Source organism: Paraburkholderia acidicola (assembly GCF_002362315.1).
GTDB classification, from domain to species: domain Bacteria; phylum Pseudomonadota; class Gammaproteobacteria; order Burkholderiales; family Burkholderiaceae; genus Paraburkholderia; species Paraburkholderia acidicola.
In genome coordinates, this window is record NZ_MTZV01000006.1 from 428,425 (window position 1) to 454,510 (window position 26,086).

A 26,086-nucleotide genomic window follows, 5' to 3' on the forward strand; every position below is an offset into this window, starting at 1 on the left:
CACCAGAACGAGCACGACGAACCGACGTTCATATAACGACATCAGGAGACACGCCATGCGCGACACCACGAAAGCAAAGACAGGCAGGAGCGGCGCGATCGTACGCGTCGCAGTTTCGGTGCTCGCTCTGGCGGGTATCGTGTCGGCTGGCGTCGCACGCGCCGACAACGAGTACAAGGGTTACACGCTGCGCGTCAAACTGATCGGCGGCGTGCAGTACGAAGCGCTGTACACGCGCATTCCACTGTGGGAAAAGCAGAGTGGCGCGAAGGTCGAGATCGTGTCGCGCAAGAGTCACTTCGAACTCGACCGCGAGTTGAAGCAGGACATCGCATCGAATCACATCGGCTACTGCGTGTCGTCGAACCATACGAACTTTGCCGCGCAGTATCCGATCTTCCGCGACCTGAAAGGGCTGTTCCCGGCGGATTATCTGGCGCAGTTTGCGCCGAACCTGCTGAAGCAGTCGGAAGTGAAGGGGCATCTGGTGCAGATTCCGCGTTCGACCGATGTCGAGGCGCTGTACTACAACAAGGTCGCATTCGATGATCCGGCTAACCAGGCCGCGTATCGCAAGCAGTTCGGTAAGGCGCTCGCACCGCCCACCAACTACGCCGAATTCACCCAGCAGGCGAAGTTCTTCACCAAGGCGCCGAACTTCTACGGCACGCAGTTTCCGGGCAAGGACGAAGCGCTGACCGGGACGTTCTACTCGCTGCTGGTAGCAAACGGCGGCCAGTTGCTCGACGCGAAGATGCACCCGGTTTTCAATTCGGCGATCGGTGTGAAAACGCTCGACTGGTTCGTCAATCTGTACAAGGACGGTGTGGTGCCGAAGGGCGCGCCGAGCTATGTGTGGGACGACCTCGGCAACAACTTCGCCGCAGGCAAGGTGGCGCTCGATATGGACTGGCCGGGCTTTGCGTCGTTCTACAACGACCCGAAAACATCGAAGCTCGCGGGCCAGGTCGGCGTCGTGCGCGCGCCGCTTGGCGCAGGCAATCGCCGGCCGGGCTGGTCGGGTTCGCACAGCTTCTCGATTACGAAAACCTGCGACCGGCCTGAAGTCGCCGCAAGCTTCATTCAGTTCCTGACGAGCCACGATTCGCAGATGGTCGAAGCACGCCTCGGCACAATCCCCTCGCGGCTCGATGCGCAGCGCGACGCAGCGAAGGAGTTCGACGCGAAACACGATGCGTTCATGGCGAACGCGATTGCCGTGTTCAGTACCGCTGCGAAGGAAGATTCGTTCACACCGCCGCGGATTGCGCAATGGAACGAGATCTCGAACGCGCTGTGGCCTGAACTGCAGAAGGCGATCATCGGTGACAAGACTTCGGCGCAGGCGCTCAACGATGCCGCGAAGCGTGTGTCCGACATCATGCAGGACGCGGCTGATAATGACTGACCGCGAGTGATGATGAACGTCGAACCTCGTAGCGGCGAAGACTTGCCGACTCATTCGCAACGTGTATCAGGTACCGCAGGCGGCCTGCGCGCATTCGGCAGCCGTCTGTCGCTGCCGGCCAGGCTGCTGCTGCCCGCGTTTGTGTCGGTGGCGATCGTGGTGGTACTGCCGCTGCTGTTCTCGCTATACACGAGCTTCACGTCGTACCGGCTTACCGATCCCGAAACGCTGTGGCATGTAATCGGCCTGCGCAATTATCTGCGAGCGTTTTCGAATGCCGATTTCTGGGCGGCATTCGGGCGCACCGTGCTGTTTCTGACCGTCGCGCTCAACCTGGAACTGCTGTTCGGCCTCGGCATCGCGCTGCTGCTGAACCGTGTCACGACCGGGCAGCGCGCACTGCGCACGGTGATGATGTTCCCGATGATGTTTTCGCCGGTGCTGGTCGGCTTCCAGTTCAAGTTCATGCTCAACGACAGCACGGGCGTGATCAACAGCCTGTTGCAATCGGTGTTCGGCGTAAAGAGCGCGATTCCGTTTCTCGTCGATGAACATACGGCGCTCGCATCGCTGATTGCAGCCGAAGTGTGGAACTCGACGCCAGTGTTCGCGGTGATTCTGCTCGCGGGGCTGATGGCGCTACCGAAAGATCCGATCGAGGCATCGAAGGTAGACGGCTGCTCGCCGTGGCAGACGTTTCGCTACGTGACGTTGCCGTACCTGATGCCGTTCATCTACATCGCGATGACGATCCGCTCGCTCGACGTCGGCCGTGCGTACGACATCGTGCGGATCATGACCAACGGCGGTCCGGGTGGGCGCACCGAACTGCTGTGGACGATGGTCGGGCGTATCGCCTACGACGATTCGCACATGGGCTATGCCAACGCGATCGCCTACGTGTCGGTACTGGTGTCGATCCTCTTCACGCTGTACTTCTTCCGCAAACTGAACGCCGCGCGCCGGCACATGGGGCCGGCCTGACATCATGAGCGATCTCTCTTTGCGCGCAGCAGAGCTACACGATGAACGGGCGCCGCGCCAGTGGCTAAAAACCTTCGGGTTGTGGTTCGGCGTGTTCGTCGTGATGGCGATCATCTGTCTGCCAGGTCTGTGGGTCGTGTTGAACGCGTTCCGCTCGAACGTCGCGATCCTGTCGAACCAGTCGCCGTTCGCGGCCAGCAGCTACACGCTCGACAACTTCCGCAGCATGTTCGGCTTCGGGCAGATGGCCTCGCTGCCTGTGCGCCAGTACTTCGTCAACTCGGTGATCATCTCGTGCGTGAGCACGGCGGCTGCGCTCGTCGTCGGTGTGCTGGGCGGCTATGCGTTCGCGCGCTTCGAGTTTCGCCGCAAGAACGTGTTCTTCGTGCTGCTGATGCTGACGCGCGCAATTCCCGGCATCGCGCTGTCGCTACCGGTTTTCATGCTGTGGGCGTGGACCGGTCTGCTCGACACGCGCATCGGCGTGATCATCGTGTATCTCGCGATGAATGTGCCGTTCACCGTGTGGCTGATCGACGGATTCTTTCGCGAAGTACCGATCGAGCTGTCGCAGGCGGCGCAGATCGACGGCTGCAACCGGTGGCAGGCGTTCTGGCGCATCGAGTTGCCGCTTGCGCGCTCGGGCATCGCATCGGCCGGCATCTTCGCGTTTCTGACGAGCTGGAACGAATTCGCACTCGCGACGCAGTTGTGCCGCAGCCCCGATACCAAGACCTTGCCAGTCGGCCTGATGGACTTCACCGCGCAGTTCTCGGTCGACTGGGCCGGCATGTGCGCGATGGCCGTTGTCATCATCGTGCCGGCCATCATCCTGACATTCATCGTGCAAAAGCATCTGATCGCCGGGCTGACGCTCGGCGGTGTGAAGGGCTAGGCGCAGCGCAAAAGAAGAGGGCACTCATGACGACAATCGATGCGGTCGAGATCCGCCAGATCAACCTGCAGCCGAAAGTGAAACGCACCGACGCGATCCAGTCGTTCGTCGTGCAGGAAACCGTGCTGGTGACTGTGCGTTGCAGCGACGGCAGTACCGGCACCGGTTATACGTACACGATCGGCACCGGCGGTTCGTCGATCGTTGCGCTGCTGCGCGACCATCTCGCGCCGCAACTGATCGGGCGTCGCCCTGCGGAATACGAGGCGATCTGGCGCGACCTGTTCTTTCACACGCATGCAACAGCCGTGGGGGCGATCACGAGCCTCGCACTCGCGGCGATCGATACCGCGCTGTGGGATCGCAATACACGCGTCGCGGGATTGCCTCTGTGGATTGCGGCGGGCGGTGCGAAGCAGCGCATTCGCACCTACACGACTGAGGGCGGCTGGTTGCATCTGTCGGAGCAGGAACTGGTCGAACAGACGCTGCAGGCGCAGGCCGATGGCTTTCGTGGCGCGAAGCTGAAGGTAGGGCGCCCGCATCTGTCCGAAGATGTGCGCAGGCTCGAAGCAGTGCGTGCGGCCGTCGGCGATGGCTTCGAACTGATGACCGATGCGAACCAGGGCTTCACGTTTGCAGAAGCGTTGCGTCGGGCCCGCGCGTTCGAGCCGCTGCGTCTCGCGTGGCTCGAAGAACCGATGCCCGCAGAAAATCTCGATGCACACCGGCGCCTGTGCCTGTCCACGTCGGTGCCGGTTGCGATCGGTGAATCGCTGTATCACGCAGGGCAGTTCGGCGAGTACCTGAAGGCCGATGCCTGCGCGATCGTGCAGGCCGATGTGGCACGCGTCGGCGGCATTACGCCGTGGCTGAAGGTTGCGCATGTCGCAGAGGCGCTGAACGTCGACATCTGCCCGCATTTCCTGATGGAGCTGCACGTGAGTCTGTGCGCCGCGGTGCCGAATGCGACGTGGGTCGAGTACATCCCGCAGCTCGACACGCTGACGGGCCGGCGTGTGCAGATCGAAGACGGCTTCGCGGTCGCGCCGCAGGAGCCGGGGCTTGGCATCGACTGGGACTGGGATGCGATCGGTGCGACTCAGCACGTGCATCTGTTCGTCGATCACCAGGCCGCCGCATGACATGACGCGAAAGGAGAACACCATGCTGCGTCATTGCCTGACGCTGGATCTGCGCGACGATCCCGCTTCGATCGCCGCGTACGATCGCTACCATCGCGCAGTGTGGCCCGAGGTGCTCGACCATCTACGGCTATCCGGCATTCATGACATGACGATCTGGCGACGCGGCAATCGTCTGACCATGCTGATCGAAACCGCCCCGTCGTTCGACCTCGCACAACTCGTCGTGACCGCGAGCAGTCATCCGCGCGTGAAGGAGTGGGAGCAGTTGATGGCGACATTCCAGCAGCCGCTCGCCGATGCGCAGGGCGCAGGTCTCTGGCAACCGATGGATGAAGTATTCAACCTGCACGCCCAGTCTGCAGGCGAGAACGGAGAATGAGCGGTTGCCACTACCGGCCTGCCGGTCATTCGATCAGCGGATCGGGCAACGAGGACATTTGCGCGCGCTGCGCACGGTGGGCGCGATCGGCGGCAAGCGCGGCCTGGCCCGTCCGCGTGAAGCGCACGAGCGCGAGCGAGATCAACGCCGCGGCGATCACATAGAACGCGGGCACGAAACGACTGCCGGTCTGTTGCGTGAGCAACGTCACCGTGAGCGGCGCCATGCCGCCGAACAGCGTCACGGCGAGGTTGTACGAGAGCGCCACACCGGTCGTGCGTGCATGGGCCGGAAACAGGGTGGCGAGCATGCCCGGATGGCCTGCCGCAATGGCGACCTGAAACAGCGCCGCGATGATCTGCGCGCTCAGCAGTCTGCCAGCCGACGGCGCCGATACGATGAACCAGAACAACGGCAGCGTACACACGGCCCACGTAATCACGACCGGGTAGAACAGACGATACGCACCGAAGCGGTCCACGAGTTTGCCTGCAAACGGAAACAGCACGAAGTTCATGCTGCTCGCGACGAACGTGCCGAACAACGCCCACTTCATTGGCAGATGCAACTGGCGCTCGACGTACACCGGCATATACGCGTTCCACAGATAGCTCGACGCCGTGCCGATCACCATCACGCCGATCGCGCACAATGCGGCGTCCCCCTGTTTGTCGATGAAGTTGCGCGCGGCGCTCAGTCCCACCGCTTTTTCACGTGGCAGTTTGCGTAGCGCATTGAACTCGGGCGATTCACTGACCCGGTGGCGAATATAGAAGCCGAGTGGCCCGACGAGCGCACCGATCAGGAACGGGACGCGCCAGCCCCAGCTGGTCAGCGCAGTGGCACTGAGATGGTCGGTCAGCAGATAGCTGAGCCCCGCCGACAGCAGCGTCGCGAGCGCCTGCGCCGACATGTTGAAGCTGCCGTAGAACATCTTCTTGCCGGGCGGTGCGCTCTCCACCACGATGACCGCCGACATGCTGAACTGGCCGCCAATCGCGAGACCCTGTATCAATCGCGCGAGCACGACCAGCAGAGGCGCGGCGACGCCGATCGTCGCGTAGCCCGGCGCGAGTCCGAGCAATAGCGTGCCGGTGGCCATCATCAGCATCAGCAGCGAGAACGCGCGGGCGCGACCGACACGATCCGCGTAAATGCCTAGCAGCACGCCGCCGAACGGCCTGACGACGAAGCCGAGCGCGAACGTTGCGAGTGCAAGCGATAACGAAGCAACGCTGTTGCCACCGGGGAAAAATACCTGACCGATGACTTTCGCAAAGTACGCGTAGGCGAGAAAGTCGAACCATTCGAAGCCGTTGCCGAGCACCGACGTGACGATCGCACGGCGCATCTCGCGAGGCGAGAGCGATCGCGGGGACGGGGAGGGTGTGCCTGCAACGGGATCGATATTCATCGGTTGTCTCCTCTTGCGCCTCGTGTGCCTCGTGCGGCTGGCATATCGTTGCTAGCGCACCGTCTGCGCACGTCGCGCACGCAACGTTTTCGCGAAGAATTCCTGCACCGTTTCGACGGCCTGCATCCCGTTGTGCGCGACGTTGGGCAACTCGTCGAACTGCACCTTGACGCCTGCGGCTTCGAACGTTTTCTGCAGCGTTTTCAGCCGCTCGGGACGCGTTGCGCCCGCATCGTTCGCACCTGGCATGTAGTTCCCGATGCCTTCCTGAAAGGTGATCTCCCACGTTTCCAGATCGGCCTTGCCCACCACCATCTGAACCGGCACACGGCGCAATGCATCGAGATCGAAGCGCTTGCCGAAGCGCTGCTCGAAACCACGCAGTCCGACCCACCAGTCGCGCCCTGCGTCGAGCAGTGTGACGGAGCCCGGTGCGCCGATCGACGCCGCCCACAGGCGCTCCGGATGCAGATAGGCAAAACGGTTGACGAACTGTCCGCCGCCGGAGAAACCGAACAGCGCAAAACTGTCGAAGGTCTTGCCGTAGCGGCTACCCACCTCGTCGATCATGTCGAGCAGCACGCGGTCGTAACGGATGTCGCCTTCAATCAAATGCTTGTAGCCGCTGCGGTTGCCGTCGCCGAGCACGCCGACCGGAAACAGCGGGCACAGCACCACGCAGTTGTTCCAGCGGCCGAATGCCGCGAACGCGTCGCGATAGCCGATGAACTGGCGCCCGGTGCCATGCATCGCGACGACGAGTTCGACGTTGTTCGACGGGTCCTGGAGGGCGGGCGGCACGTACAGCGTGTAGGCGAAGCGCGGGTCGTTGCGGTGGGCAAAGACGGTGGTCGAGCCGTAGTCGTAGAGCGCCTGTGCGCGGGTGTTGGCGTCGCCTGGGGTTGCGCCGGCGGTTTCGTGCGAGGAAGTGGACATGATGGGCAGTCAGTAGTGAACGTCGTGCCAACATTGTGGATTCGCCCATTCAAAAACACTAATTGATTTATCTTTACCAAAGATAAAATAACTCTTTATCTTTGAGAGGCCGGCGCCCGCCGCTTTCCCATGAGCACGATCCGTTTTCTGCGTACTTTCCTCGCCGTCGAAAAGCACGGCTCGCTAGCCGCGGCCGCCGACCGCGTCGCACTGACCCAGGCCGCTGTGGGACAGCAGATGCGCGCGCTCGAAGACGAACTGCGGCGTCCGCTGTTCGACCGCTCGCGCCGCGTCGTCACACTGACGCCGGCCGGTCGCGCGCTGATACCGCATGCGCGCAAGATCGTCGCCGCTTACGAAGCGATGCTCGCCGACACCGATGCCGCAGAGGAAATCGCCGGCACGATCACGGTCGGTGCGATCGTTTCGGCGATGGGCTTTCTGACCGAGAGTCTGGTGGCGCTGAAGGCGCGCCATCCGGCGCTCGAGGTCAAGCTCGTGCTCGGCTACTCGGGGGCGCTCGCGGAGCAGGCCGAGGCGGGCGAACTCGATGCGGCGCTCGTCGTCGAGCCGCAGCACGACATTCCGGTGCGCGTGCAATGGACACCGCTCTACGAAGAACCGCTGATGCTGCTCGCCAGCACGCGGATCGCGTCGGCCCACGCGGACGTCGGGGCGCTGCTCAAAAGCCAGCCGTTTCTGCGCTTCGACCGGGCCTCGGACACGGGGGCGAAAGTCGAGCAGACGTTGCGCAGGATGCGCGTGAAGCCGAACGAAGTGCTGGAGGTCAACTCGGTGGCGGCAATCATCGATCTCGTCCGGCAGAACGTCGGGATCTCGATCGTGCCGCTCCTCAAGCATGTCGCGTGGGCACGCGACCGATCGGTGGTGGCGTTGCCGCTGCCGTTCCGTCCGGCCGCGCGGGTGATCGGCATGCTCGAAAGCGGGCGCCATCCGGGCATTACGGCGGCGGTCCGGCAGCAGCTACTGCAGGCGCTTGGCTAGGCTGGTCATGGGTTTCGGTGAGTCATAGGTTTTTGCAATGAATTGAATGAAATCAATCAATTTTTACAAATTAAGCGCCACCTTCATACTGCGTCCACGTTCTCACCCCTTCCCATAAAGGACCCAGTAATGCCGATCATCAACAGCCAGATCAAGCCCTTCAAGGCAACCGCATATCACCACGGCGAATTCGTGCCGGTCACCGAAGAAAGCCTGAAAGGCAAGTGGTCGGTCGTCGTGTTCTATCCCGCCGACTTCACGTTCGTGTGCCCGACCGAACTCGGCGACCTGGCTGACCGTTACGCCGAATTCCAGAAGCTCGGCGTCGAAATCTACGGTGTATCGACCGATACGCATTTCACGCACAAGGCATGGCACGACACGTCGGACACGATCGGCAAGATCCGTTACCCGATGATCGGCGATCCGACGTTGACGCTGTCGCGCAACTTCGACGTGCTGATCGAAGAAGAAGGCATGGCGCTGCGTGGCACGTTCGTGATCAACCCGCATGGCGAGATCAAGCTGTGCGAGATCCACGACAACGGCATCGGCCGCGACGCTAGCGAACTGCTGCGCAAGGTGCAGGCCGCGCAATACATCGCCGCGCATCCGGGCGAAGTGTGCCCCGCGAAGTGGACCCCGGGCGCTGAAACGCTGACGCCTTCGCTCGATCTGATCGGCAAGATCTAAGCGCGTTAGCGCTTCCTGCGGGCGCGTCGTTTAGCGGCGCCGCCCGCAAGCGGCCCGTCGGCCTCGCTGCCGTCGGTTCGCCGCGGATTCACACGCTTTCCCTACTGCATTGCGCGGCGCTGACGCCGCGCTGTCCCTCATCGTCACGGAATCGAAATCGCCATGCTGGATGCCAATCTCAAGACTCAGTTAAAGACGTACCTGGAAAAGCTCACCCGGCCGATCGAACTGGTGGCTTCGGTCGATGACAGCGCGAAATCGCAGGAACTGCTCGCGTTGCTGAACGATATCGCGTCGCTGTCGGCACGTGTGACGGTCATCGAGCGTCGCGGCGACGCAGAACGCAAGCCGTCGTTCTCGATCGGCGAGCCAGGCAAGGACACGGGTATCCGCTTTGCCGGTATTCCGATGGGCCATGAGTTCACGTCGCTGGTACTCGCGCTGCTGCAAGTGGGTGGTCATCCGGTCAAGCTCGACGATGCCGTGATCGAGCAGATTCGCGAACTCGATGGCGACTATCGTTTCGAAACCTATATTTCGCTGTCGTGCCAGAACTGCCCGGAAGTCGTGCAGGCGCTGAACGTGATGGCGTTGATCAACCCGCGCATCCGTCAGGTCACGATCGATGGCGCGCTGTTTCAGGACGAGGTCGACGCGCGCCAGATTATGGCGGTACCGACGGTCTACATGAATGGCGAGGTGTTCGGCCAGGGTCGCAGCGGCGTGAAGGAAATTCTCGCGAAGCTCGATAGCGGCGCCGGTGCGCGCGCAGCCAAAGCGTTGCAGGACAAACCGGTGTTCGACACGCTGATCGTCGGCGGTGGTCCAGCCGGTGCGGCAGCCGCGATCTATTCGGCACGCAAGGGTATTGCGACCGGTGTGGTGGCCGAGCGCTTCGGCGGCCAGGTACTCGATACGCTTGCCATCGAAAACTTTGTCTCAGTGCAGGAAACCGAAGGGCCGAAGTTCGCAACGGCGCTCGAACAGCACGTGAAAAGCTACGAAGTCGACATCATGGATGTGCAGCGCGCCGAAGCGCTGATTCCGGGTCGCATTCACGAGGTGCATCTGGCGAGCGGCGCGGTGCTGCGTGCGAAGACGATCGTGCTCGCGACCGGCGCGCGCTGGCGCGAAATCGGTGTGCCGGGCGAGCGCGAGTATCGCAATCATGGTGTCGCGTATTGCCCGCATTGCGATGGTCCGTTGTTCAAGGGCAAGCGCGTGGCGGTGATCGGTGGAGGTAACTCCGGTGTCGAGGCAGCCATCGATCTGGCCGGCATCGTGAACCATGTGACGCTGTTCGAATACAACGCGCAACTGCGCGCCGATGAGGTGCTGCAACGCAAGCTGCGCAGTCTCGCGAACGTGACGATCATTACGCAGGCGCAGACCGTCGAGATTACCGGCGACAGCCGTAAGGTCAACGGTATCGTCTATCGGGAACGGGTATCGGGTGAGACGAAGCACATCGAACTCGAAGGCGTGTTCGTGCAAATCGGTCTCGTGCCGAATACCGAGTGGTTGAAGGGTACCGTCGATCTGTCGAAGCACGGCGAGATCGTCGTCGATGCGAAGGGCGCGACCTCGGTGCCCGGCGTCTTCGCCGCCGGTGATGTGACGACGGTGCCGTTCAAGCAGATCGTGATCGCCGTGGGGGAAGGGGCCAAGGCCGCACTCGGCGCATTCGATCATCTGATCCGCAGCTCGGTCGAAGAAGAAAGCCCGCGCGACGAGGCGCTGGCCGAAGCCTGATCGCAGCAGTCAGTTGGATATCGCCCGCGTCCTTCGCAAAAGGGGCGCGGGCGATTTATTTTTTTCCGCTGCATGTCGTTGTACGTCGCACTCTGCTCTGCAGAGACCACTCTTCTGCTGGGCATAAACGCGTTAAACCGCTGAGACAAAACGACTTTCAAATCCCCGCCATTTCTGCTGCCAACGCCTACCACCGAGATGTGACAAACGCTCACAAACCCTGTGCTATCGTCACGCTCAATTCAGCACGACCCATCGTTCACCCGGCGATCTCCCGCAAGGCGAGACGGATAGTCAGACTGTCATGGCACTCCGGTCGCGACCAGTAAAAGCAGCTTAGTTAAAGCAGCTTAGTTAGACCTATTGAATATACAGAGACACCGCTGTGCGGAGGCTCCTGCACGTCGGTGCGGATCAGTCTGCGCCAGCGCGCTGGATAAACACGGCACTCTCACGAGGAGGAAAAGAAGCGATGCAAGGCACCCACGAATCACCCTATCTCCCGCTCCGACGCGTCACGCAGATTGGTCTTGGCGTCACGGCATTAACACTCGCGCTTGCGCTGTCCGGTTGCGGCGGCGATGTCGGCACCGCAGCCGATCAGCCGACCGTCGACAACACCGCCTATTCCGGCAAGGCCGGCGATGGATTGAACGCGGCGCAGGCCAATGAACAGGTCGCTGTCGCGAATCATCAATGGACCGATGGCAGCGGCAAGAACATCGCGTACACGACGACGACAGGCCACCTGACTGCAACCAGTCCGTCGGGGCAACCTGAAGCGTCGATGTCATACGTGGCCTACACGGCGCCTAGCCAGGATGGCTCGAACCGCCCGGTGACGTTCTTCTATAACGGCGGACCAGGATCGGCGTCGATCTGGTTGCGTCTCGGCTCGTTCGCGCCGACCCGTGTAGCGACGCCCGATCCCTACATGGGCAACTGGCCGAACTACCCGGAAGTGCCGAACAAGGAAAGCCTGATCGCCACCACCGACATGGTGTTTATCGATCCGCCCGGCACCGGTCTATCTGAAGCGATTCTGCCGAACACCAACAAGACGTTCTGGGGCGCTGACCCGGACGTCAACGTGATGCGCGACTTTATCAAGCGCTATATCGCGGCCAATCATCGCGGCGGTTCGCCGACCTATCTGTACGGGGAATCGTATGGCGGCCCGCGCACCGCGATGCTGTCGCTTGCGCTCGAAACAGCTGGCGTGCATCTGACCGGCGTCGTGCTGCAATCGCCGATCCTGAATTACTTCTCGGGCATGCCGAACCTCGCGCAGAGCTTCGGTGACAACAACTCGGCGCTCAAATACAGCACCGATTCGATGGCGGGTCTGTTCCCGTCGTTTGCGCAAGTCGCAGCGTTCTTTGGCCAGGTCAGCCCGGCGCCGTCGAGCCCGCTTGCTTACGCGCCGGAACTAAGCAGCTTCGTCACGACCCAGTACACCACGCTTGCGAAGTACGGACCGACATTCGAATTTGCAGGTTCACCGCTGGTACCGAATCCGCTCTTTCCCGATTCGCCCACTTACGCGCAGTGGAACAGCTTGACCGGCATGTCGGTGTCCGCGCTGAATGCGTATTTCGGTAACGCGTTCTATGGCACGTCGCTGGTGCCGGGTTCGACGATCGGCCGGTATGACGGACGCGTGTCGCTGCCGAATTCGGACCCGAGACTCGCAAGCGATTCCGATCCGTCGGACATCCTGATCTCGACGCCGTTCACGAATGCGCTCGCGACGCAGATGCCGAACGTGCTCAAGTACAAGGCGCCGAATGCGACGTATCTCCCGTTGAACAACGATGTCATCGCCGCATGGGACTTCTCGCATGGCGGACAGGTGCTGCCCGACACGGTGCCGGACCTGCTCGCCGCGATCAAGCTGAACCCGGCGCTGAAGGTGCTGACGCTGCACGGCTGGCACGATCTCGCCACACCGTACGTCAACACCGAACATGAACTGGCCCGCCTGAAGACAGTGCCGAACTTGCAGGCTGATGTGCAGATCAAGGAGTACACGGGCGGCCACATGATTTACCTGGACGACGGCTCACGTCAGCAATTGCTGCCTGACCTGGTGCAGTACTACCAGAGCGGCGCGGTCAAGGGCGCGACGACGCTTGCCGGGTTGGGTAACGCATGGCCCGACGCGACACCTGCGGGTACGCCGGCTGCCACGAATGTGGCGACGGTGTCGAGCGCAGTGAAAGCCGCTGCAAACTAAATCATGGCGAATACACAGCATACGCAGCGACGTTCTGCGCTGCGGGACTGCGTAGCTGTGTAGCTGTGTATTCGCGCCTAACAGGAGAAACACAATGACGATGCGTATGACAGTGCGAATCTGCCTGATCGCGGGTTTGCTCGGCGTCGTGTCGGGCGCGTATGCGGCCGGCGACACGCAGGCAGTTGCAGCGGCGAATGCCAGCGGACATGGCGGTGTAGATGGCCCGTTTTTCCCGACGCGCCTACCGACGCTCAAGCAGACGCCGTCCACCGGGGCAACCCTCGACCAGCAGGCGGATGCGCGGCTCGACGCGAGCCTCAAAGCCACGGCACTGGGGCAGGGCGCGATGACACAGGCTCAGGCACAGCAAGCCGGTCTTGGTTATGTGGCCAATAATTTCAAGGCCATCGACCGCAATGGCACCGGCAAGGTGACGGCCGACGACGTGAAGCGTTATCTGGAGTCGTCGAAGTAGACGTCGGCCGGTGGTGACGCATCTCGCGTAAGGCGTGGATGCGTCGCGCTGGTCGCGTGTTGAAAGTTGAATGAAGCAATGAGACGGCCGCCTGCCTGCGCATGCGGCCGTTTTGTTTCTGGTGTTGCTGACGTGGCTCATCCTCCGGCGTGCGTCGACCTGAATTGACGATTTCCCCCGTATCGGTGACTATTTTTGCCTACTCCACCGAGCACCGCGGGCCACCAACATGCCACTTCCTTCCGTTGTCGTTGATCGAACGTTATCTGTCATCGTGCGGTCAGCCATCAGAAAGCAACCGTTGATCGCGCTATTCATGGCCGTCTGGCTTGCAGGCGGACTATTGGGCGGTGCACCGTCTGCTAACGCAACTTCCCAGCACGACCTGCTCAATGCACCGGTCAAGGCAGTCGCGAATCAGCGCTTGCCTGTCGATACACCGCAGGGCAGCGCGGTGCTACCGGTCTACGCCGATCGCGCAATCGATGCCGTTGCACCCGATGTGAAGCGGGTATTCATCGTCGTGCACGGCACGCTCAGAAATGCCGACGTCTACTACGCGACCGGGCAGAAGATCCTTGAAAAGGCAGGCGCCTCCGCAGAAGGGACGATGGTCGTTGCCCCGCAGTTTTTGACGGAAGCCGATGCGCATGCATTCGCGCTGCCCACGACCACCCTGGCCTGGACGCAGGAAGGATGGAAAGGCGGCGAACCGGCACGCCAGCCTGGCGCAATCAGCTCCTTCACGGCTTTCGATGCGTTGCTCGCGCATTTTGCCGATCGGCGCCTCTATCCCGCGCTGTCGACGGTGGTCGTGCTCGGTCATTCAGCGGGTGCACAGTTCGTGCAGCGGTATGCGGTGGTGGGACGTGAAGGCGAGGCGCTGGTTCGCGCGGGCATTGCGGTCCGCTATGTCGTCGCCAATTCATCGAACTACCTGTATTTCGACGACGAACGGCCGGTCAGTCTGGCCGAAGCCTGTCCTCGCGCGACTGAGTGGCGATATGGCCTGAAATCCGCGCCGACCTATGTTTCTTCGCAGAACCCGCAGGATCTTGAATCGCGGTACGTCGCGCGCAATGTCGTGTACCTGCTCGGCGGAGCCGATACGGATCCTTACACGCATTTCATCGATCGCTCCTGTGCGGCCATGGCACAAGGTCCTTATCGTCTCGCACGCGGGCTCGCGTACTTCGATTATCTGAAACGGCGCCATCCGTCCGGTCTCGAGCAGAAAGTCGTCGAAGTCCCGGGCATCGGGCACGACAACCTCGGTATGTTCACGTCGGATTGCGGCATGGCGGTGCTGTTCGATCGTGCGGTACCGTCGTCGTGTCCGGTTGTCGCTGGAACGCCATCGCAGTAATGGCGCGACGGATGTCCGATGCGGGTCAACCTGCCTGAGTAATCTAAAGCGCCGGTGTATCGTTACGCTGGCTGCTCACCCTATCTCTGCATTGCGGTATCGAAACCCGATACTCAAAAGTTAAATTCCTCCTCATCATCCCAGAAAAGATACGATTGATGACGCTACATAGCAGACCTGGCACGTCTCAAGCGATCAAAAACCCGAAGTGGACCGATTAGTATCAATTGCACGTTCTGCAAAGTCGCTCAGAAGATCCCGTGCGCATAAAAAGACGTGTCGAGTGAAAGCCGTGACCAGCTTGATCGTCTTGTTGTATGTGCCGGCCGCCGCCGGTTCGTACCAGGGCCAATGACGACAGCCGCGCATGCGATGCACCAAAAAGGGAAAAGCGATGTTCGAGAATCCGTTCAGCAGGCGACGTAGTATGCGAACCGACTCTGCCGATGCGAGCAAGGCCGCAGCGGTGCGACAGACGCTGTCAGCTGGCCCGGCTTCGTCCGGGGCCGCCAGAGTGCCGGCCATTGGGACACAGCGGACCTGTGCGTCGATGGCCGGCGTGAAAGCCGCCAGCAAGGAGATTTCGCGTACGCTGATGAAGCTGCTCAAGAGCCGGCAGGGCGTCCCGGTAGAGACGCTCTTTGGTGTGCTCGGTTCGCTTGCCGGTTTTTCCTGCCAGATGGGCATACGCGACGAATACTCGCGGCGCGCGAATGCATTGCCACCCTTGCACGTCGTCAGAACGCTCGATGGGCGGGTCTTCTATTTTGGCGATGCGCTCAACGAGATGCTGGCCGAGAGCCAGTATTCGGTCTGGTCGCTGAGCGCCAGCCACGCGCGCAAACTGGGCGGCACGCCCCCCGATCTGTCCGCGATCTTCGCGCATGTCAGCCGGACCTGCGGCGGCACCGATTTCGGCGTGCCACGCTTTCCCGAGGGCAGGCCGGTCAAGGACTTGCCCGTCGACTACGTGAGGACGTTCTGGTCGCTGATCCAGCCCGCCGTGCAGAAGCATTGCAACGGTCCGTCCGAGTGGCACATCGCCTACGGCCTCGCGATACAGGCCGCAATGGATGTGTCGAAAGCGGTCATCGATCCGGGCGCCGCGCTCGAGATCGTCATGGAGTGCGCGGTACCGATGTCCAAGCTCGACCCGAGGGAGGTCGGTCTTTGATGCGTGCCATGATTCGTGATCGCCTGACGTCCGTTTCCCTACGCGTCCGCGGGCAATCCTTTTGATGACATTTGAGTGGCTATGGCAAGGTCGACAGAAACAGCGGTGTTCAATATCAAGCGCTGGGTACTGGATCAGTGTCACCCTGATGTGAGTGCGTCGCTCGCAGCCGACATCGATCGCTATTCCCGCCTCTACACTGCCTGCGATGCGCTCGAAACCTTTGCGGGGTTTCGGCCGGACGACGACGAAGACGACGAAGATCTCTTCGCCGAGCTGGCCGACCGCCGGCGTCTGCTCGCAGACAGGCTCGCTGCTGCCAATCTCGATCGCTATCTGGACGATGCGCCGGCCGGTCTTTACCTGGCGATTCCCTACCTCGACCGGTGTTCGGACCTGCAGGCGCTCTGGCTGGTCAACAAGACCGCGGAACCTGTCGATTTCCTCGGCCGAAGCACGAGCGGCCTCGCCGCCTTCGAGAGCTCGCTGTGTTGCGGCGACGGTGAGCTGCTCATGCTTCCTCCGGAACCGGAGTGCAACGACGACACGCAACTCGAACCGGGAGAGCGCATTGTCATCGGCGAGTATTCGATCTCGTTCGATGGCGATTCTGCTACGACGCATCGACTGACTATTGCGACTGATGGTTACGCGCAGGAGTGGGTGAGTGTCGTACCACGCCTCGCCGGTTATCTGTCGCAACGCCCGGCGCACGGTATCCATTCGCTGCAACGCAGCGATAGAGGTGCGTTGATGTAATCCGTCGACGTCGCCTGTATTGGCGTCTCGCATGCTGCTTCCCAGCGCGATCGGCACACTGTGCCCGTCGCGTGTCTGTGTCCACACCGATCCCCCATCCGCACCACACGCACCGCTCATCGCGCGCTTAAGGTTCCCTTAAGCAGGCAGCGCCGATAGTAGCGGCGATCTATGCCTCGTCTCCCGACGGCTACGCGCCGCAAGGAAGCGACCGCTGCGCCGTCCGGGTGCCCACACGGGCACGAACCCGATCAAAACCGGCGCTCAAAGCACGATGTCACCCTCATGACCATTCACGAAGATTTGCAGAACGTCGGGCTGCGCGCCACACGTCCGCGCGTTCTGGTACTCGACCTGTTTCGCACGCACGGGCATATCCATCTGAGCGCCGAGCAGATCTATCGCCGCGTGACCGAAGAGGTCCGTCAGATGAGTCTGCCCACGGTCTATCGCGTGCTGGGGCAACTGGTCGGCGTTGGACTGCTTGCCAGCGTGACGTTTGGCGATGGCCGTACCGTGTACGAGTTGAGCGACGGCAAGCACCACGATCACCTGATCTGCACCGGTTGTGGCCGCGTTCAGGAGTTTTTCGATCCCGTGATCGATGCACGTCAGGCTGCTGTCGCGAGCGATCTGGATTTTCAGGTAGCCAATCGTCAGCTCGTCCTGTTCGGTCTGTGCGCGACATGTAGAAGACACGCGAGCTAGTCAGACTGCGTGTCACGTCCTTAAGGTTTCCTTCAGCTTTGCGCCGTACCATTCGCGCCATTGCCCGCAGCCTGCGGGGCAGCCATTTACGAGGCGCCGACAACCCTGGCGGCGCCTGTCAAGGTTGGCCGGAGCATTCATGAAAACGCTGTTTTTGCAGGCACCGTCATACGACGGTTTCGACGGCGGCGCGGGTTCGCGCTATCAGGCGAAGCGCGAGATCCGTTCGTTCTGGTACCCGACGTGGCTCGCACAGCCCGCGGCGCTCGTGCCCGGTAGCCGCGTGCTCGACGCACCGGCCGACGAGCTGTCCGTCAACGCGACACTCGATATCGCGCAAGACTACGAGCTGGTCGTGATCCACACGAGCACGCCGTCCTTTCCCACCGATGCCCTGTTTGCCGAAGACCTCAAGAAACGTCGCCCGGACGTGCTGATTGGCATGGTCGGCGCGAAGGTCGCGGTCGACCCGCATAACTCGCTGACTGCATCGGAAGCCATCGATTTCGTCTGTCGCGAAGAGTTCGACTTCACCTGCCAGGAAGTCGCAGAAGGCAAACCGTTCGCGCAGATTCTCGGCCTGAGCTATCGCGCAGCCGATGGCTCGATCGAACACAACGGCGCACGTCCGATTCTCGAGAACATGGACGAGCTGCCGTTCGTCGCGCCGGTCTACAAGCGCGATCTGAAGATCGACAACTACTTCATCGGCTATCTGAAGCATCCGTATGTCTCGATCTACACGGGACGTGGCTGCCGTTCGAAGTGCACGTTCTGCCTGTGGCCGCAGACGGTCGGCGGACATCGCTATCGCACGCGTTCGGTGGAGAACGTGCTGGAAGAAGTGAAGTGGATCCGCGACAACATGCCCGAAGTGAAGGAGATCATGTTCGACGACGACACGTTCACCGACTTCAAGCCGCGTGTGGAAGAGATCGCACGTGGGTTGGGCAAGCTCGGCGTGACATGGTCATGCAACGCGAAGGCAAACGTCCCGTACGCGACGCTGAAGATCATGAAGGAGAACGGCCTGCGGTTGCTGCTCGTAGGCTACGAGTCAGGCGATGACCAGATCCTGCTGAACATCAAGAAGGGGCTGCGCACGGACATCGCGCGACGCTTCAGCGAAGACTGCCGCAAGCTCGGCATCAAGATTCACGGCACGTTTATCCTGGGGCTGCCGGGCGAGACGCAGGAAACGATCGTCAAGACGATCGAGTACGCGAAGGAAATCAATCCGCACACAATCCAGGTCTCGCTGGCGGCGCCATACCCGGGCACGACGCTGTATAACCAGGCGGTCGAGAACGGCTGGCTCGAAGAGAACAAGGTGATCAACCTGGTGAGCCGCTCGGGTGTGCAACTGGCCGCAATCGGCTACCCGCATCTGTCACGCGACGAGATCTATCACCAGCTGGAACGCTTCTACCGGCAGTTCTATTTCCGGCCGTCGAAGATCTGGGAGATCGTGCGCGAGATGCTGACGAGCTGGGAGATGATGAAGCGGCGTCTGCGTGAAGGCGTCGAGTTCTTCCGCTTCCTGCGTGCGCACGAGGCGTGATTACCGCGCACCTGATCGCCCTCATGCTCGCTTATGCGTGCAGCGTGGGGGCGGTGCTTGGCATCGTCTACACGGTGCTCGCAGCGTTCCTGATCGGCCGTTTTTTTGCGCGGCCAGTGTCTGAACCGACGAGCTTTCCACCCGTCACTGTCGTCAAACCGCTGCATGGTAACGAGTGGGCACTGCTCGCGAATCTGCAGAGCTTTTGCCAGCAGGACTATCCCGGCCAGGTGCAATTCCTGTTTGGTGTGCACGATTCGAATGACCCTGCGCTGCACGCCGTCGACGAGATTCGACGTCTGCATCCCGACGCACACATAACGGTCGTCGCCGATGCGCGCCTGTACGGTCCGAACCGCAAGATCAGCAATATCCTCAACATGCTGCCGCAGGCACAGCACGACGTGCTTGTGTTCGCCGACAGCGACGTGAGTGTGCCACCTGAGTATCTGCGCCACCTGGTCGGTGAACTGCAGAACCCCGGCGTCGGTCTTGTCACGTGTGCCTATCGCGGGCAGCCCGATCCGGGCTTCTGGCCGCGACTATCGGCCAAGGCGATCAACTATCACTTTCTCCCGGGTGTCGTGACCGGACTGACGCTGGGACTTGCGCGTCCGTGCTTCGGCCAGACGATTGCGATGCGCCGCGACACGTTCGAGAAGATCGGCGGATTCGCGCCTTTCGTGCACCATCTCGCCGAAGATCACGCGATCGGCGAAGCGGTCCGCATGATCGGAGAGAAGGTCGTGGTTCCGCCGTTTGCGATTGCGCATGCCTGTGTCGAAAACAGTGCACGCCAGTTGATCTCGCATGAACTGCGCTGGAGTCGCACGATCCGCAGCATCGATCCACTCGGCCATGTCGGCTCAGCACTGATGCATCCGCTAGCGTTTGCCCTGCTCGCCGTGCTGCTGTCCGGCACGATGACGTGGTCGTGGTTGTTGCCGATGGTGGCCATCTGCGCGCGCTTCGCGCTGAAGCTGTCGTCGGACCGTGCGTTGCGGCAGGCGCATGGCGGTCTGTGGTTACTGCCGTTCTGGGACCTTGTTTCGTTCGCGATTTTCGTCGTCAGCTTCCGCTCGTCGCGCGTGATGTGGCGTGGCTTCCGTTTCGACGTCGACGGTGACGGGCTGCTGACCGCGGTGCAGGAAGAGCGACCGGTGGGCAACGGATGATGCGCGGACTTTCCGGTGGGCGCGGTGAGGGCGAAAACCCGATGGACAGCGCAGGTTCGATGAAGCACCTGGGCCGCGCAACTGCGCTTGCGGGGTTACTGGTCTCGCTGTGGCTCGTGTGGAGCAGCCATCCGGCGGCGGTGTTCGGACTGTTGCGGACCGCAGGCGCAGGCGTGCTGCTTGCCGCAATCGCCCACGTGCTGCCGATGCTCGCCAACGCCTGCGACTGGCGTTCGCTGATGCGCGGCGCAAACCGGCCATCGCTCGCAGCGATGCTGCATCTGGTGTGGATTCGTGAGTCGGTGAATAGCATGCTGCCGGTCGCGCGTATCGGTGGCGAGGTCGTATCGTTCCGGATGCTCAGACGTCGCGGTGTGCGGCCGTCGACAGCGGCAGGTGGTCTGATCGTCGATATGCAGTTGACCGTGCTCAGCCAGTTGCTGTTCACGCTGGCCGGCATCGGCTATCTGTTCGCGCATGCGCAGTCGGATACGTTGCGTCTGGCCGGACAGCTCGCATGGGGTGTCGTCGCACTGACGCCGCTGCTCGTGCTGTTCGCGCTGGTCCAGCATGCGAGTCCGTTCGAGCGGGCGACGCGGGTTCTGAACCGCATGACGAGCGGTAAACTGGCCGCGCTCGTCGGGCAGTCCGCGCAGATCGATCAGACGATCAAGCTGATCTGGCGCAGGCGGGCGGTCGTGCTGCGCTATCTGTTTTTCTGGCAGCCGCTGCAATGCGTGCTGACCGCTGTCGAAATCTGGCTTGCGCTGCATTTTCTCGGCGCACACGTGACGCTGATTGAAGCGGTCGTGATCGAATCGCTGATTCAGGCGGTAAGCAGCGCTGCGTTCTTCGTGCCCGGTGGGCTCGGCGTACAGGAGGGCGGTTTCATTCTGATCGGCGGTGCGTTCGGTCTCGATCCGGCGACCTGTCTCGCGCTCGCCGGTGCACGCCGGGTTCGCGACCTGCTGATCTTCGTTCCCGGTTTGTTCGCGTGGCAATTCGCTGAATCGTCGGCGCGCTTGGGCGAAGCGGCGCCTGGGCGTCAGCGCGCGGCGACGTAGGCGGGAAACGACACATCGACGGCGAGCCCGTGCCCGTCGATACCGACACCGAGATGCAGGTTCGCATCGAAGTGTTCGGCGATACGGGCGACGATCGACAGGCCTAATCCGCTGCCTGTCGCATGCGTGCCGGTGGCACGAAAGAACCGGCTCGTGAGATGCGCGAGATCGCCGGTCGCGACACCCGGGCCATCGTCACGCACGCTCACGGTTACCCGGCCAGCCTCTTCGCGTACGTCGACTTCGATATGGCCGCCGGGATGCCCGTACTTGATCGCGTTGTCGATGAGGTTGTCGAGCAGGATGCCAATCAGCACCGGTTCGGCGGCGATCTGTGCGTCGAGACTGCCGAGCAACACGACGGACATATGCGCCTGCTGCGCGTGGCTCTCGTTCGCCAGTATCGCGTCTTGTGCCGCTACAGCGGGCTTGAGCGCTGCACCCGGTATCTTCTCGTGTTCGTCGAGTCGCGCGAGCAGCAACAACTGATCGGCGAGCCGCGCGCTGCGATCCACACCCTGCACGACACGCTGCATGGCGAGCCGCTGCAGGGATGGGTCCGGTTCGCGCAACGCGACCTGCGCCTGCACCTTGATTGCGGCAAGCGGTGTCTTCAGTTCGTGCGCTGCGTTGGCCGTGAAGGCACGTTCGCGTTCAAGCGATTGCCGCAGACGCGACAGCACGAGATTGATCGCATCGACGAGCGGCCGCACCTCGGTAGGCGCGCGGCCGATGTCGACGGACTCGAGACGGTTGACATCGCGGGCACGAATCGCACTCGATAGCGTGCGCAGCGGCGCCAGACTCCAGCCGATACCGAACCACACCAGCAGCGCCAGCACTGGCAACGCGATGACGATCGGCCGGGCGATCCGCAACGCGACACCGCTCACCAGATCGCTGCGCGTGTTGGCGGGCTCGAACACGCGCACGGTGTGGCCGAAAGGGGCTTCGCGCAGCGTGAAGGTGTGCCATGCGGCGTTGCCGAGCACGATGGTCTGCGCGCCGCTGAACGGCGGTAACGACAAGTCCCATGCATGCAGCACATGCAGTTGCGGACTGCCTGCGAGCGCGCGGCCCTGCGCGTCGCGCACCTGGAACAGCGCGTCACGCGGTAGCGTGTCGTCATCGTCTTCATCGCTCGCGCCGGGGTCGCCGCCTTTCTCTTCTTCGCGTACATCGATCCGCGCGTTGGCCAGCGTGACCAGATCCGCCTGAGTGAGTTGCGCGAGGATCTGCGCCAGCTCGGCGAGGCGTGCGTCTTCCCACTCCGCGACTTCGCGTGTCGCCTGCCGGTAACTCGACACCAGCGCGATACCCCAGATCAGTGCAAGGCCCGCGAGGATCAGCAGCATCAGGCGGCGACGGATCGACGACCACATCATGGGCGTTCGACCACGTAGCCAATACCGCGCACCGTACGGATCAGCGCGGCGCCGAGTTTTTTGCGCAGATTGGACACATGCACTTCAATCGCATTGCTCTCGATTTCTTCCTGCCAGCCATACAGGCTCTCTTCGAGCTGCGAGCGCGATTGAGGAATGCCGCGGTGGGTCAGCAACTGGATCAGGATCGCCCATTCGCGCGACGTCAATGTGACACGAGCGTCGCGGAGCATGGCGGTTTGCGTGGCAGGATTGACGCTCAGATCGCCGTGCCGGATCAATTCGACGCTGCGTCCCTGCGAGCGGCGCAACAGGGCGCGGCAGCGCGCGAGCAGTTCGACGAGATCGAACGGTTTGCCGAGATAGTCGTCGGCACCGGCCTCGAGCCCGTCGACGCGATCGAGCACGGTGCCCTTCGCCGTGAGAACGAGCACGGGAACATCGTTGCCGGCCTCGCGCAGTTGCCTCAGCAACGTCATGCCCGGAATTTTCGGCAGACCGAGATCGAGTATGACCAGTGCATACGTGGTGGTGGAAAGCGCGAGATCGGCTTTGCGGCCATCGCGTGCCCAGTCGACGGCAAAGCCCGCCTGGCGCAGACCCGCTTCGATTCCGCAACCGATCAGATCGTCGTCTTCAACGAGTAACACTCGCATGAGATAGTTCCTTTCAGAACCTTATCGGCTGTTATGCGGCGTAACGGTAAGCGTGCGTGGCAGAGCGTTCACGTCGTCATCCTTAAGGTCGTCTTCAGCTTGAATCGATATGATCGGCTGCATGTCGATCAGGGCATCTCGCGATGCAAACAGCACGATGCAGTGCTGTGAGCGTGTCGAAACGGAAATGAAAGCGCGGCGTCGTTCCTGTCGTGCGTCACATCAGGTCATGCCATGAAGCTCGTCATTGTCGACATGTTGCGAGTCCATCTGATGGCTGCGTGCTTCGCGGCGATGGGCATACAGGTCGTCGCGCTGCTGGCCCTGCTCGTGTCGCCGCTGTCCGAACAAACGTTTGATTCCACCGCATTCCGCATCTGTGCAATCGTGATGATCGGCATCGCTGTTATCGGCGCACGCCGTTTCGCGCAACTCGCCTACGATGCCGCCGTGCAAAGTGCGCACGCGACCGTGCAAACCCACCGCGCCCGTCCGGTCGCGGTGTCGCACGACTGCCCGCGACGCGAACTGGTCGTGCTGCATCTGCGTTTTACCGGCCGGCCGTTCGTGCTTGCCAAATCCTGACGCTTCCTGACGCTTCCCAGCGGTTCGACGTTCCAGCGTGCGTTGGCACGCATCGTCACGTCGCCGCATCGCAACATCCAACGATTCTGCCGGTCACGTCCTTAAGCAACGCTTAAGGACGCGTTAAGCTGTAAGCCTCGACAATGCGGGCACACAGAACCGGACAGGAACGACAATGCGACTGCTACTGGTCGAAGACGACGAGATGATCGCCGAAACCGTACTCGAATCGATGCGCCGCGCCGGCTACGCCATCGACTGGGCCCAGGACGGCCGCGCCGCCGAGCTGTCGCTCGGCAACGACGTGTACGATCTCGTGCTGCTGGACCTGAGCTTGCCGAAGAAAGACGGCATCGACGTGCTCGGCGCCTATCGCAAGGCGGGCGGTGTCGCGCCCGTGATCATCCTGACGGCGCGCGATGCCGTGGATGACCGCATTCGCGGCCTCGATACCGGCGCCGACGATTACCTGATCAAACCATTCGATCTCGACGAACTTGCCGCGCGGGTACGCGCACTATTGCGCCGACGCACCGGCCAGAAACAGCCGGTCTACGCACATGGAGACCTCACGCTCGATCCTGCCGCACACGAAGTGACGAAGAGCGGCGAACAACTCCCGCTGGTGCCGCGCGAGTTCGCGTTGCTCCAGGCATTGATCGAAGAGCCGACGCGGGTCTTCACGAAAACGGAACTCGAGGAAAAACTGTATGGATGGGGCGAGGAAGTGGGCAGCAACACGATCGAAGTCCACGTACATAGCCTGCGACGCAAGATCGGCGCGGAGGAGGTCGTGACGGTGCGCGGCGTGGGCTACCGGTTGAAGAGAATCTGATGGCGTCGATTCGCCGCTGGCTGCTGGGCTGGCTGATTTTTGGCCTCGCGGCCGCGTCGGCTATCGCGGGCTTCGGCATCTTTCATACCGCGCGTCAGGAAGCGAGCGAACTCTTCGACTACGAACTGCGCACGGTGGCCGTGTCGTTGCCCGCGACTATCGAATCCGCCGGCAATGATGCGAACCGCAGCCCGGATCTCGGCGACCTTGCCGACGATCGCATCATCATCGAGATCTGGGACCTCGACGGCAAGCTGGTTTACCACTCACACCAGGCACCTGTGCTGGAGCAGCAGCCCGCAGGTTTTCATTCGATCGAACGCGCCGAATATCACTGGCGTACGTTCGGCGTGCAACAGTCGCAGCGTTTCATTCAGGTGGCGCAGCCGTTCTCGGTGCGCGAAGATCTTGCGTTGCGTCTCGCGCTGCATACGCTGTGGCCGCTCGGTGTGCTGGTGCCGGTGACGATCGTGCTCGTGCTGCTGGTGGTGGCGCGCGGGCTTGCGCCGATCGGCGGATTGTCGCGTGCGCTGTCGACCCGCTCGATCGAATCGCTCGACGCGTTGCAACTGGATGGCCCCGTGCCGGTCGAGATCCGGCCACTCGTCGAAGCCGTGAACGATCTGCTGCGGCGGCTCAGCGTGGCGTCGCAGACACAACGCACGTTTATCGCCGATGCCGCGCACGAACTGCGCTCGCCGCTGGCGGCGCTGAAGCTGCAACTGCAGGCGGCGTCGCGCGACGGCACGTTGCAATGCGAGGGACCGGTGCTGGAACGCATCGAAGGACGGCTCAATCGCATCATCCATCTCGTGCAGCAACTCTTGACGCTCGCTCGTGAAGATGCGCAACCCGCGGCACAGATGGTGCCGGTCAGCCTGCGGCGCATCGGTGAGCAGACGGTGGGCGATTTCTCGCTGCTCGCGGAAGCGAAGCAGATCGATCTCGGTCTCGAGTGCGAAGCCGCCACCGGACCCAATGATCCCTACGCGGTGAAGGCCGAGTCGCACGGGTTGAGCGCGCTGCTCGGCAATCTGGTCGACAACGCGATCCGGCATACACCCGCGGGCGGTAAGGTCGATGTGATCCTGCAGCGCACGCAGCACGGTATCGGCTTCGCAGTCGTGGACACCGGGCCTGGCATTCCCGAGGCGGAGCTCGAACGCGTGCTCGATCGGTTTTATCGTGGCGAGGGTGCGCAGGGGCAGGGCAGCGGACTCGGACTCGCGATCGCCGCACGTGTCGCGCAACGGCATCAGGTGACGCTTACATTGCGCAACCGCGAGAGCGGTGGATTGGTGGTGAGCGTGATGGGGTTCTGATTTGGCCTTACGCTCGTTGCCTTGACAAGGCTATCCGCTCTGCATCACCCTAGACACTCGTCACCCCGGCAGATTACGTGAGTAATCTCGCAGCCGGCGACTGTTCCAACAGCTCAACATCGACGATCCAGCCACGACAGGATCGTCGACTGACGCATCGTAAGTGCG

Annotated in this window: 24 protein-coding genes; 20 read left to right on the plus strand and 4 right to left on the minus strand. The window is 62.1% G+C overall.

Features of this window, described 5'->3' with window-relative positions:
* Window positions 1–55: 55 nt before the first annotated feature.
* The 5 genes from BWP39_RS20895 (at window position 56) to BWP39_RS20915 (ending at window position 4,814) form a co-directional block, all read left to right on the plus strand.
* Window positions 56–1,408 (plus strand): ABC transporter substrate-binding protein, encoded by a 1,353-nt coding sequence (locus BWP39_RS20895; RefSeq protein ID WP_096723679.1) that lies wholly within the window; start codon window positions 56–58, stop codon window positions 1,406–1,408.
* A gap of 12 nt (window positions 1,409–1,420) precedes the next feature.
* A complete protein-coding gene (locus BWP39_RS20900; protein ID WP_207556999.1) occupies window positions 1,421–2,392 on the plus strand; it encodes a carbohydrate ABC transporter permease in 972 nt (323 codons plus the stop codon).
* Between the two features lie 103 nt (window positions 2,393–2,495).
* Window positions 2,496–3,287 carry a carbohydrate ABC transporter permease gene (locus BWP39_RS20905; RefSeq protein WP_407944810.1) on the plus strand — a complete coding sequence of 264 codons (792 nt, stop codon included), beginning with the start codon at window positions 2,496–2,498 and terminating at the stop codon, window positions 3,285–3,287.
* Between the two features lie 26 nt (window positions 3,288–3,313).
* Complete coding sequence (locus BWP39_RS20910) at window positions 3,314–4,432, plus strand: mandelate racemase/muconate lactonizing enzyme family protein (RefSeq protein ID WP_096723685.1); 1,119 nt, start codon at window positions 3,314–3,316, stop codon at window positions 4,430–4,432.
* Window positions 4,433–4,454: 22 nt separating this feature from the next.
* Complete coding sequence (locus BWP39_RS20915) at window positions 4,455–4,814, plus strand: L-rhamnose mutarotase (RefSeq protein ID WP_207557001.1); 360 nt, start codon at window positions 4,455–4,457, stop codon at window positions 4,812–4,814.
* Window positions 4,815–4,839: 25 nt separating this feature from the next.
* Here BWP39_RS20915 and BWP39_RS20920 read toward each other — a convergent pair whose 3' ends face one another.
* Complete coding sequence (locus BWP39_RS20920) at window positions 4,840–6,228, minus strand: MFS transporter (protein WP_096723687.1); 1,389 nt, start codon at window positions 6,226–6,228, stop codon at window positions 4,840–4,842.
* Between the two features lie 51 nt (window positions 6,229–6,279).
* Window positions 6,280–7,164, minus strand: coding sequence for a hydrolase (locus BWP39_RS20925; RefSeq protein WP_096723689.1), 885 nt, complete (start codon window positions 7,162–7,164; stop codon window positions 6,280–6,282).
* Window positions 7,165–7,293: 129 nt separating this feature from the next.
* Here BWP39_RS20925 and BWP39_RS20930 point away from each other — a divergent pair, with 129 nt between their 5' ends.
* The 12 genes from BWP39_RS20930 to BWP39_RS20990 all read left to right on the plus strand — a co-directional run bounded on the left by BWP39_RS20930 (window position 7,294) and on the right by BWP39_RS20990 (window position 21,135).
* Window positions 7,294–8,169 (plus strand): LysR substrate-binding domain-containing protein, encoded by an 876-nt coding sequence (locus BWP39_RS20930; protein ID WP_096723691.1) that lies wholly within the window; start codon window positions 7,294–7,296, stop codon window positions 8,167–8,169.
* A 129-nt stretch (window positions 8,170–8,298) separates the two neighbouring features.
* A complete protein-coding gene (ahpC, locus tag BWP39_RS20935; RefSeq protein ID WP_091006251.1) occupies window positions 8,299–8,862 on the plus strand; it encodes an alkyl hydroperoxide reductase subunit C in 564 nt (187 codons plus the stop codon).
* 162 nt (window positions 8,863–9,024) lie between these two features.
* Complete coding sequence (gene ahpF, locus BWP39_RS20940; protein WP_096723693.1) at window positions 9,025–10,614, plus strand: alkyl hydroperoxide reductase subunit F; 1,590 nt, start codon at window positions 9,025–9,027, stop codon at window positions 10,612–10,614.
* 472 nt (window positions 10,615–11,086) lie between these two features.
* On the plus strand, window positions 11,087–12,850 hold the full coding sequence (locus BWP39_RS20945; RefSeq protein ID WP_133116902.1) for a S10 family serine carboxypeptidase-like protein: 1,764 nt from the start codon (window positions 11,087–11,089) through the stop codon (window positions 12,848–12,850).
* A gap of 94 nt (window positions 12,851–12,944) precedes the next feature.
* Window positions 12,945–13,328, plus strand: a complete 384-nt coding sequence (locus BWP39_RS20950; RefSeq protein ID WP_207557002.1) for an EF-hand domain-containing protein — start codon at window positions 12,945–12,947, stop codon at window positions 13,326–13,328.
* A gap of 316 nt (window positions 13,329–13,644) precedes the next feature.
* Window positions 13,645–14,694, plus strand: coding sequence for an alpha/beta hydrolase (locus tag BWP39_RS20955; RefSeq protein WP_207557003.1), 1,050 nt, complete (start codon window positions 13,645–13,647; stop codon window positions 14,692–14,694).
* 427 nt (window positions 14,695–15,121) lie between these two features.
* Window positions 15,122–15,868, plus strand: a complete 747-nt coding sequence (locus BWP39_RS20965) for a hypothetical protein (RefSeq protein ID WP_133116903.1) — start codon at window positions 15,122–15,124, stop codon at window positions 15,866–15,868.
* Between the two features lie 81 nt (window positions 15,869–15,949).
* Entirely contained in the window at window positions 15,950–16,627 is a 678-nt protein-coding gene (locus BWP39_RS20970; RefSeq protein ID WP_096723701.1) for a hypothetical protein, read from the plus strand.
* A gap of 285 nt (window positions 16,628–16,912) precedes the next feature.
* Window positions 16,913–17,335, plus strand: coding sequence for a Fur family transcriptional regulator (locus tag BWP39_RS20975; RefSeq protein WP_096723703.1), 423 nt, complete (start codon window positions 16,913–16,915; stop codon window positions 17,333–17,335).
* 139 nt (window positions 17,336–17,474) lie between these two features.
* Entirely contained in the window at window positions 17,475–18,896 is a 1,422-nt protein-coding gene (gene hpnJ, locus BWP39_RS20980; RefSeq protein WP_096719187.1) for a hopanoid biosynthesis associated radical SAM protein HpnJ, read from the plus strand.
* A 23-nt stretch (window positions 18,897–18,919) separates the two neighbouring features.
* On the plus strand, window positions 18,920–20,071 hold the full coding sequence (hpnI, locus tag BWP39_RS20985; protein WP_407944811.1) for a bacteriohopanetetrol glucosamine biosynthesis glycosyltransferase HpnI: 1,152 nt from the start codon (window positions 18,920–18,922) through the stop codon (window positions 20,069–20,071).
* Window positions 20,072–20,130: 59 nt separating this feature from the next.
* Entirely contained in the window at window positions 20,131–21,135 is a 1,005-nt protein-coding gene (locus BWP39_RS20990; protein ID WP_096726063.1) for a lysylphosphatidylglycerol synthase domain-containing protein, read from the plus strand.
* On the opposite strand, the gene BWP39_RS20995 is transcribed toward BWP39_RS20990, so the two are convergent.
* Together BWP39_RS20995 and BWP39_RS21000 are read right to left on the minus strand one after the other, a co-directional pair.
* Window positions 21,117–22,520: an ATP-binding protein gene (locus BWP39_RS20995; protein WP_096723707.1), complete on the minus strand. Its 1,404-nt coding sequence runs from the start codon at window positions 22,518–22,520 to the stop codon at window positions 21,117–21,119. The two genes, BWP39_RS20990 and BWP39_RS20995, sit on opposite strands and share 19 nt — an antisense overlap.
* Window positions 22,517–23,176, minus strand: coding sequence for a response regulator (locus BWP39_RS21000; protein WP_096723709.1), 660 nt, complete (start codon window positions 23,174–23,176; stop codon window positions 22,517–22,519). The genes BWP39_RS20995 and BWP39_RS21000 overlap by 4 nt, the downstream gene beginning before the upstream one ends.
* 234 nt (window positions 23,177–23,410) lie before the next feature.
* Here BWP39_RS21000 and BWP39_RS21005 point away from each other — a divergent pair, with 234 nt between their 5' ends.
* The 3 genes from BWP39_RS21005 (at window position 23,411) to BWP39_RS21015 (ending at window position 25,918) form a co-directional block, all read left to right on the plus strand.
* Window positions 23,411–23,761 carry a hypothetical protein gene (locus tag BWP39_RS21005; protein ID WP_096723711.1) on the plus strand — a complete coding sequence of 117 codons (351 nt, stop codon included), beginning with the start codon at window positions 23,411–23,413 and terminating at the stop codon, window positions 23,759–23,761.
* A 175-nt stretch (window positions 23,762–23,936) separates the two neighbouring features.
* Entirely contained in the window at window positions 23,937–24,596 is a 660-nt protein-coding gene (locus tag BWP39_RS21010; protein ID WP_096723713.1) for a response regulator, read from the plus strand.
* Window positions 24,596–25,918, plus strand: a complete 1,323-nt coding sequence (locus BWP39_RS21015; protein ID WP_096723715.1) for an ATP-binding protein — start codon at window positions 24,596–24,598, stop codon at window positions 25,916–25,918. The genes BWP39_RS21010 and BWP39_RS21015 overlap by 1 nt, the downstream gene beginning before the upstream one ends.
* Window positions 25,919–26,086 lie beyond the last annotated feature (168 nt).

What these genes read in the sequence shown, in the direction of transcription:
- BWP39_RS20950 (WP_207557002.1), top strand. Translation starts at nt 12,945, where the DNA reads ATGACGATGCGTATGACAGTGCGAATCTGCCTGATCGCGGGTTTGCTC.
- ahpC (WP_091006251.1), top strand. Translation starts at nt 8,299, where the DNA reads ATGCCGATCATCAACAGCCAGATCAAGCCCTTCAAGGCAACCGCATAT.
- BWP39_RS20910 (WP_096723685.1), top strand. Translation starts at nt 3,314, where the DNA reads ATGACGACAATCGATGCGGTCGAGATCCGCCAGATCAACCTGCAGCCG.
- BWP39_RS20925 (WP_096723689.1), bottom strand. Translation starts at nt 7,164, where the DNA reads ATGTCCACTTCCTCGCACGAAACCGCCGGCGCAACCCCAGGCGACGCC.
- ahpF (WP_096723693.1), top strand. Translation starts at nt 9,025, where the DNA reads ATGCTGGATGCCAATCTCAAGACTCAGTTAAAGACGTACCTGGAAAAG.
- BWP39_RS20995 (WP_096723707.1), bottom strand. Translation starts at nt 22,520, where the DNA reads ATGATGTGGTCGTCGATCCGTCGCCGCCTGATGCTGCTGATCCTCGCG.
- BWP39_RS21000 (WP_096723709.1), bottom strand. Translation starts at nt 23,176, where the DNA reads ATGCGAGTGTTACTCGTTGAAGACGACGATCTGATCGGTTGCGGAATC.
- BWP39_RS20955 (WP_207557003.1), top strand. Translation starts at nt 13,645, where the DNA reads ATGGCCGTCTGGCTTGCAGGCGGACTATTGGGCGGTGCACCGTCTGCT.
- BWP39_RS20900 (WP_207556999.1), top strand. Translation starts at nt 1,421, where the DNA reads ATGAACGTCGAACCTCGTAGCGGCGAAGACTTGCCGACTCATTCGCAA.
- BWP39_RS20990 (WP_096726063.1), top strand. Translation starts at nt 20,131, where the DNA reads ATGAAGCACCTGGGCCGCGCAACTGCGCTTGCGGGGTTACTGGTCTCG.
- BWP39_RS21010 (WP_096723713.1), top strand. Translation starts at nt 23,937, where the DNA reads ATGCGACTGCTACTGGTCGAAGACGACGAGATGATCGCCGAAACCGTA.
- BWP39_RS20945 (WP_133116902.1), top strand. Translation starts at nt 11,087, where the DNA reads ATGCAAGGCACCCACGAATCACCCTATCTCCCGCTCCGACGCGTCACG.
- BWP39_RS21015 (WP_096723715.1), top strand. Translation starts at nt 24,596, where the DNA reads ATGGCGTCGATTCGCCGCTGGCTGCTGGGCTGGCTGATTTTTGGCCTC.
- hpnJ (WP_096719187.1), top strand. Translation starts at nt 17,475, where the DNA reads ATGAAAACGCTGTTTTTGCAGGCACCGTCATACGACGGTTTCGACGGC.
- hpnI (WP_407944811.1), top strand. Translation starts at nt 18,920, where the DNA reads ATGCTCGCTTATGCGTGCAGCGTGGGGGCGGTGCTTGGCATCGTCTAC.
- BWP39_RS20930 (WP_096723691.1), top strand. Translation starts at nt 7,294, where the DNA reads ATGAGCACGATCCGTTTTCTGCGTACTTTCCTCGCCGTCGAAAAGCAC.
- BWP39_RS20975 (WP_096723703.1), top strand. Translation starts at nt 16,913, where the DNA reads ATGACCATTCACGAAGATTTGCAGAACGTCGGGCTGCGCGCCACACGT.
- BWP39_RS20905 (WP_407944810.1), top strand. Translation starts at nt 2,496, where the DNA reads ATGGCGATCATCTGTCTGCCAGGTCTGTGGGTCGTGTTGAACGCGTTC.
- BWP39_RS20895 (WP_096723679.1), top strand. Translation starts at nt 56, where the DNA reads ATGCGCGACACCACGAAAGCAAAGACAGGCAGGAGCGGCGCGATCGTA.
- BWP39_RS21005 (WP_096723711.1), top strand. Translation starts at nt 23,411, where the DNA reads ATGAAGCTCGTCATTGTCGACATGTTGCGAGTCCATCTGATGGCTGCG.
- BWP39_RS20965 (WP_133116903.1), top strand. Translation starts at nt 15,122, where the DNA reads ATGCGAACCGACTCTGCCGATGCGAGCAAGGCCGCAGCGGTGCGACAG.
- BWP39_RS20915 (WP_207557001.1), top strand. Translation starts at nt 4,455, where the DNA reads ATGCTGCGTCATTGCCTGACGCTGGATCTGCGCGACGATCCCGCTTCG.
- BWP39_RS20920 (WP_096723687.1), bottom strand. Translation starts at nt 6,228, where the DNA reads ATGAATATCGATCCCGTTGCAGGCACACCCTCCCCGTCCCCGCGATCG.
- BWP39_RS20970 (WP_096723701.1), top strand. Translation starts at nt 15,950, where the DNA reads ATGGCAAGGTCGACAGAAACAGCGGTGTTCAATATCAAGCGCTGGGTA.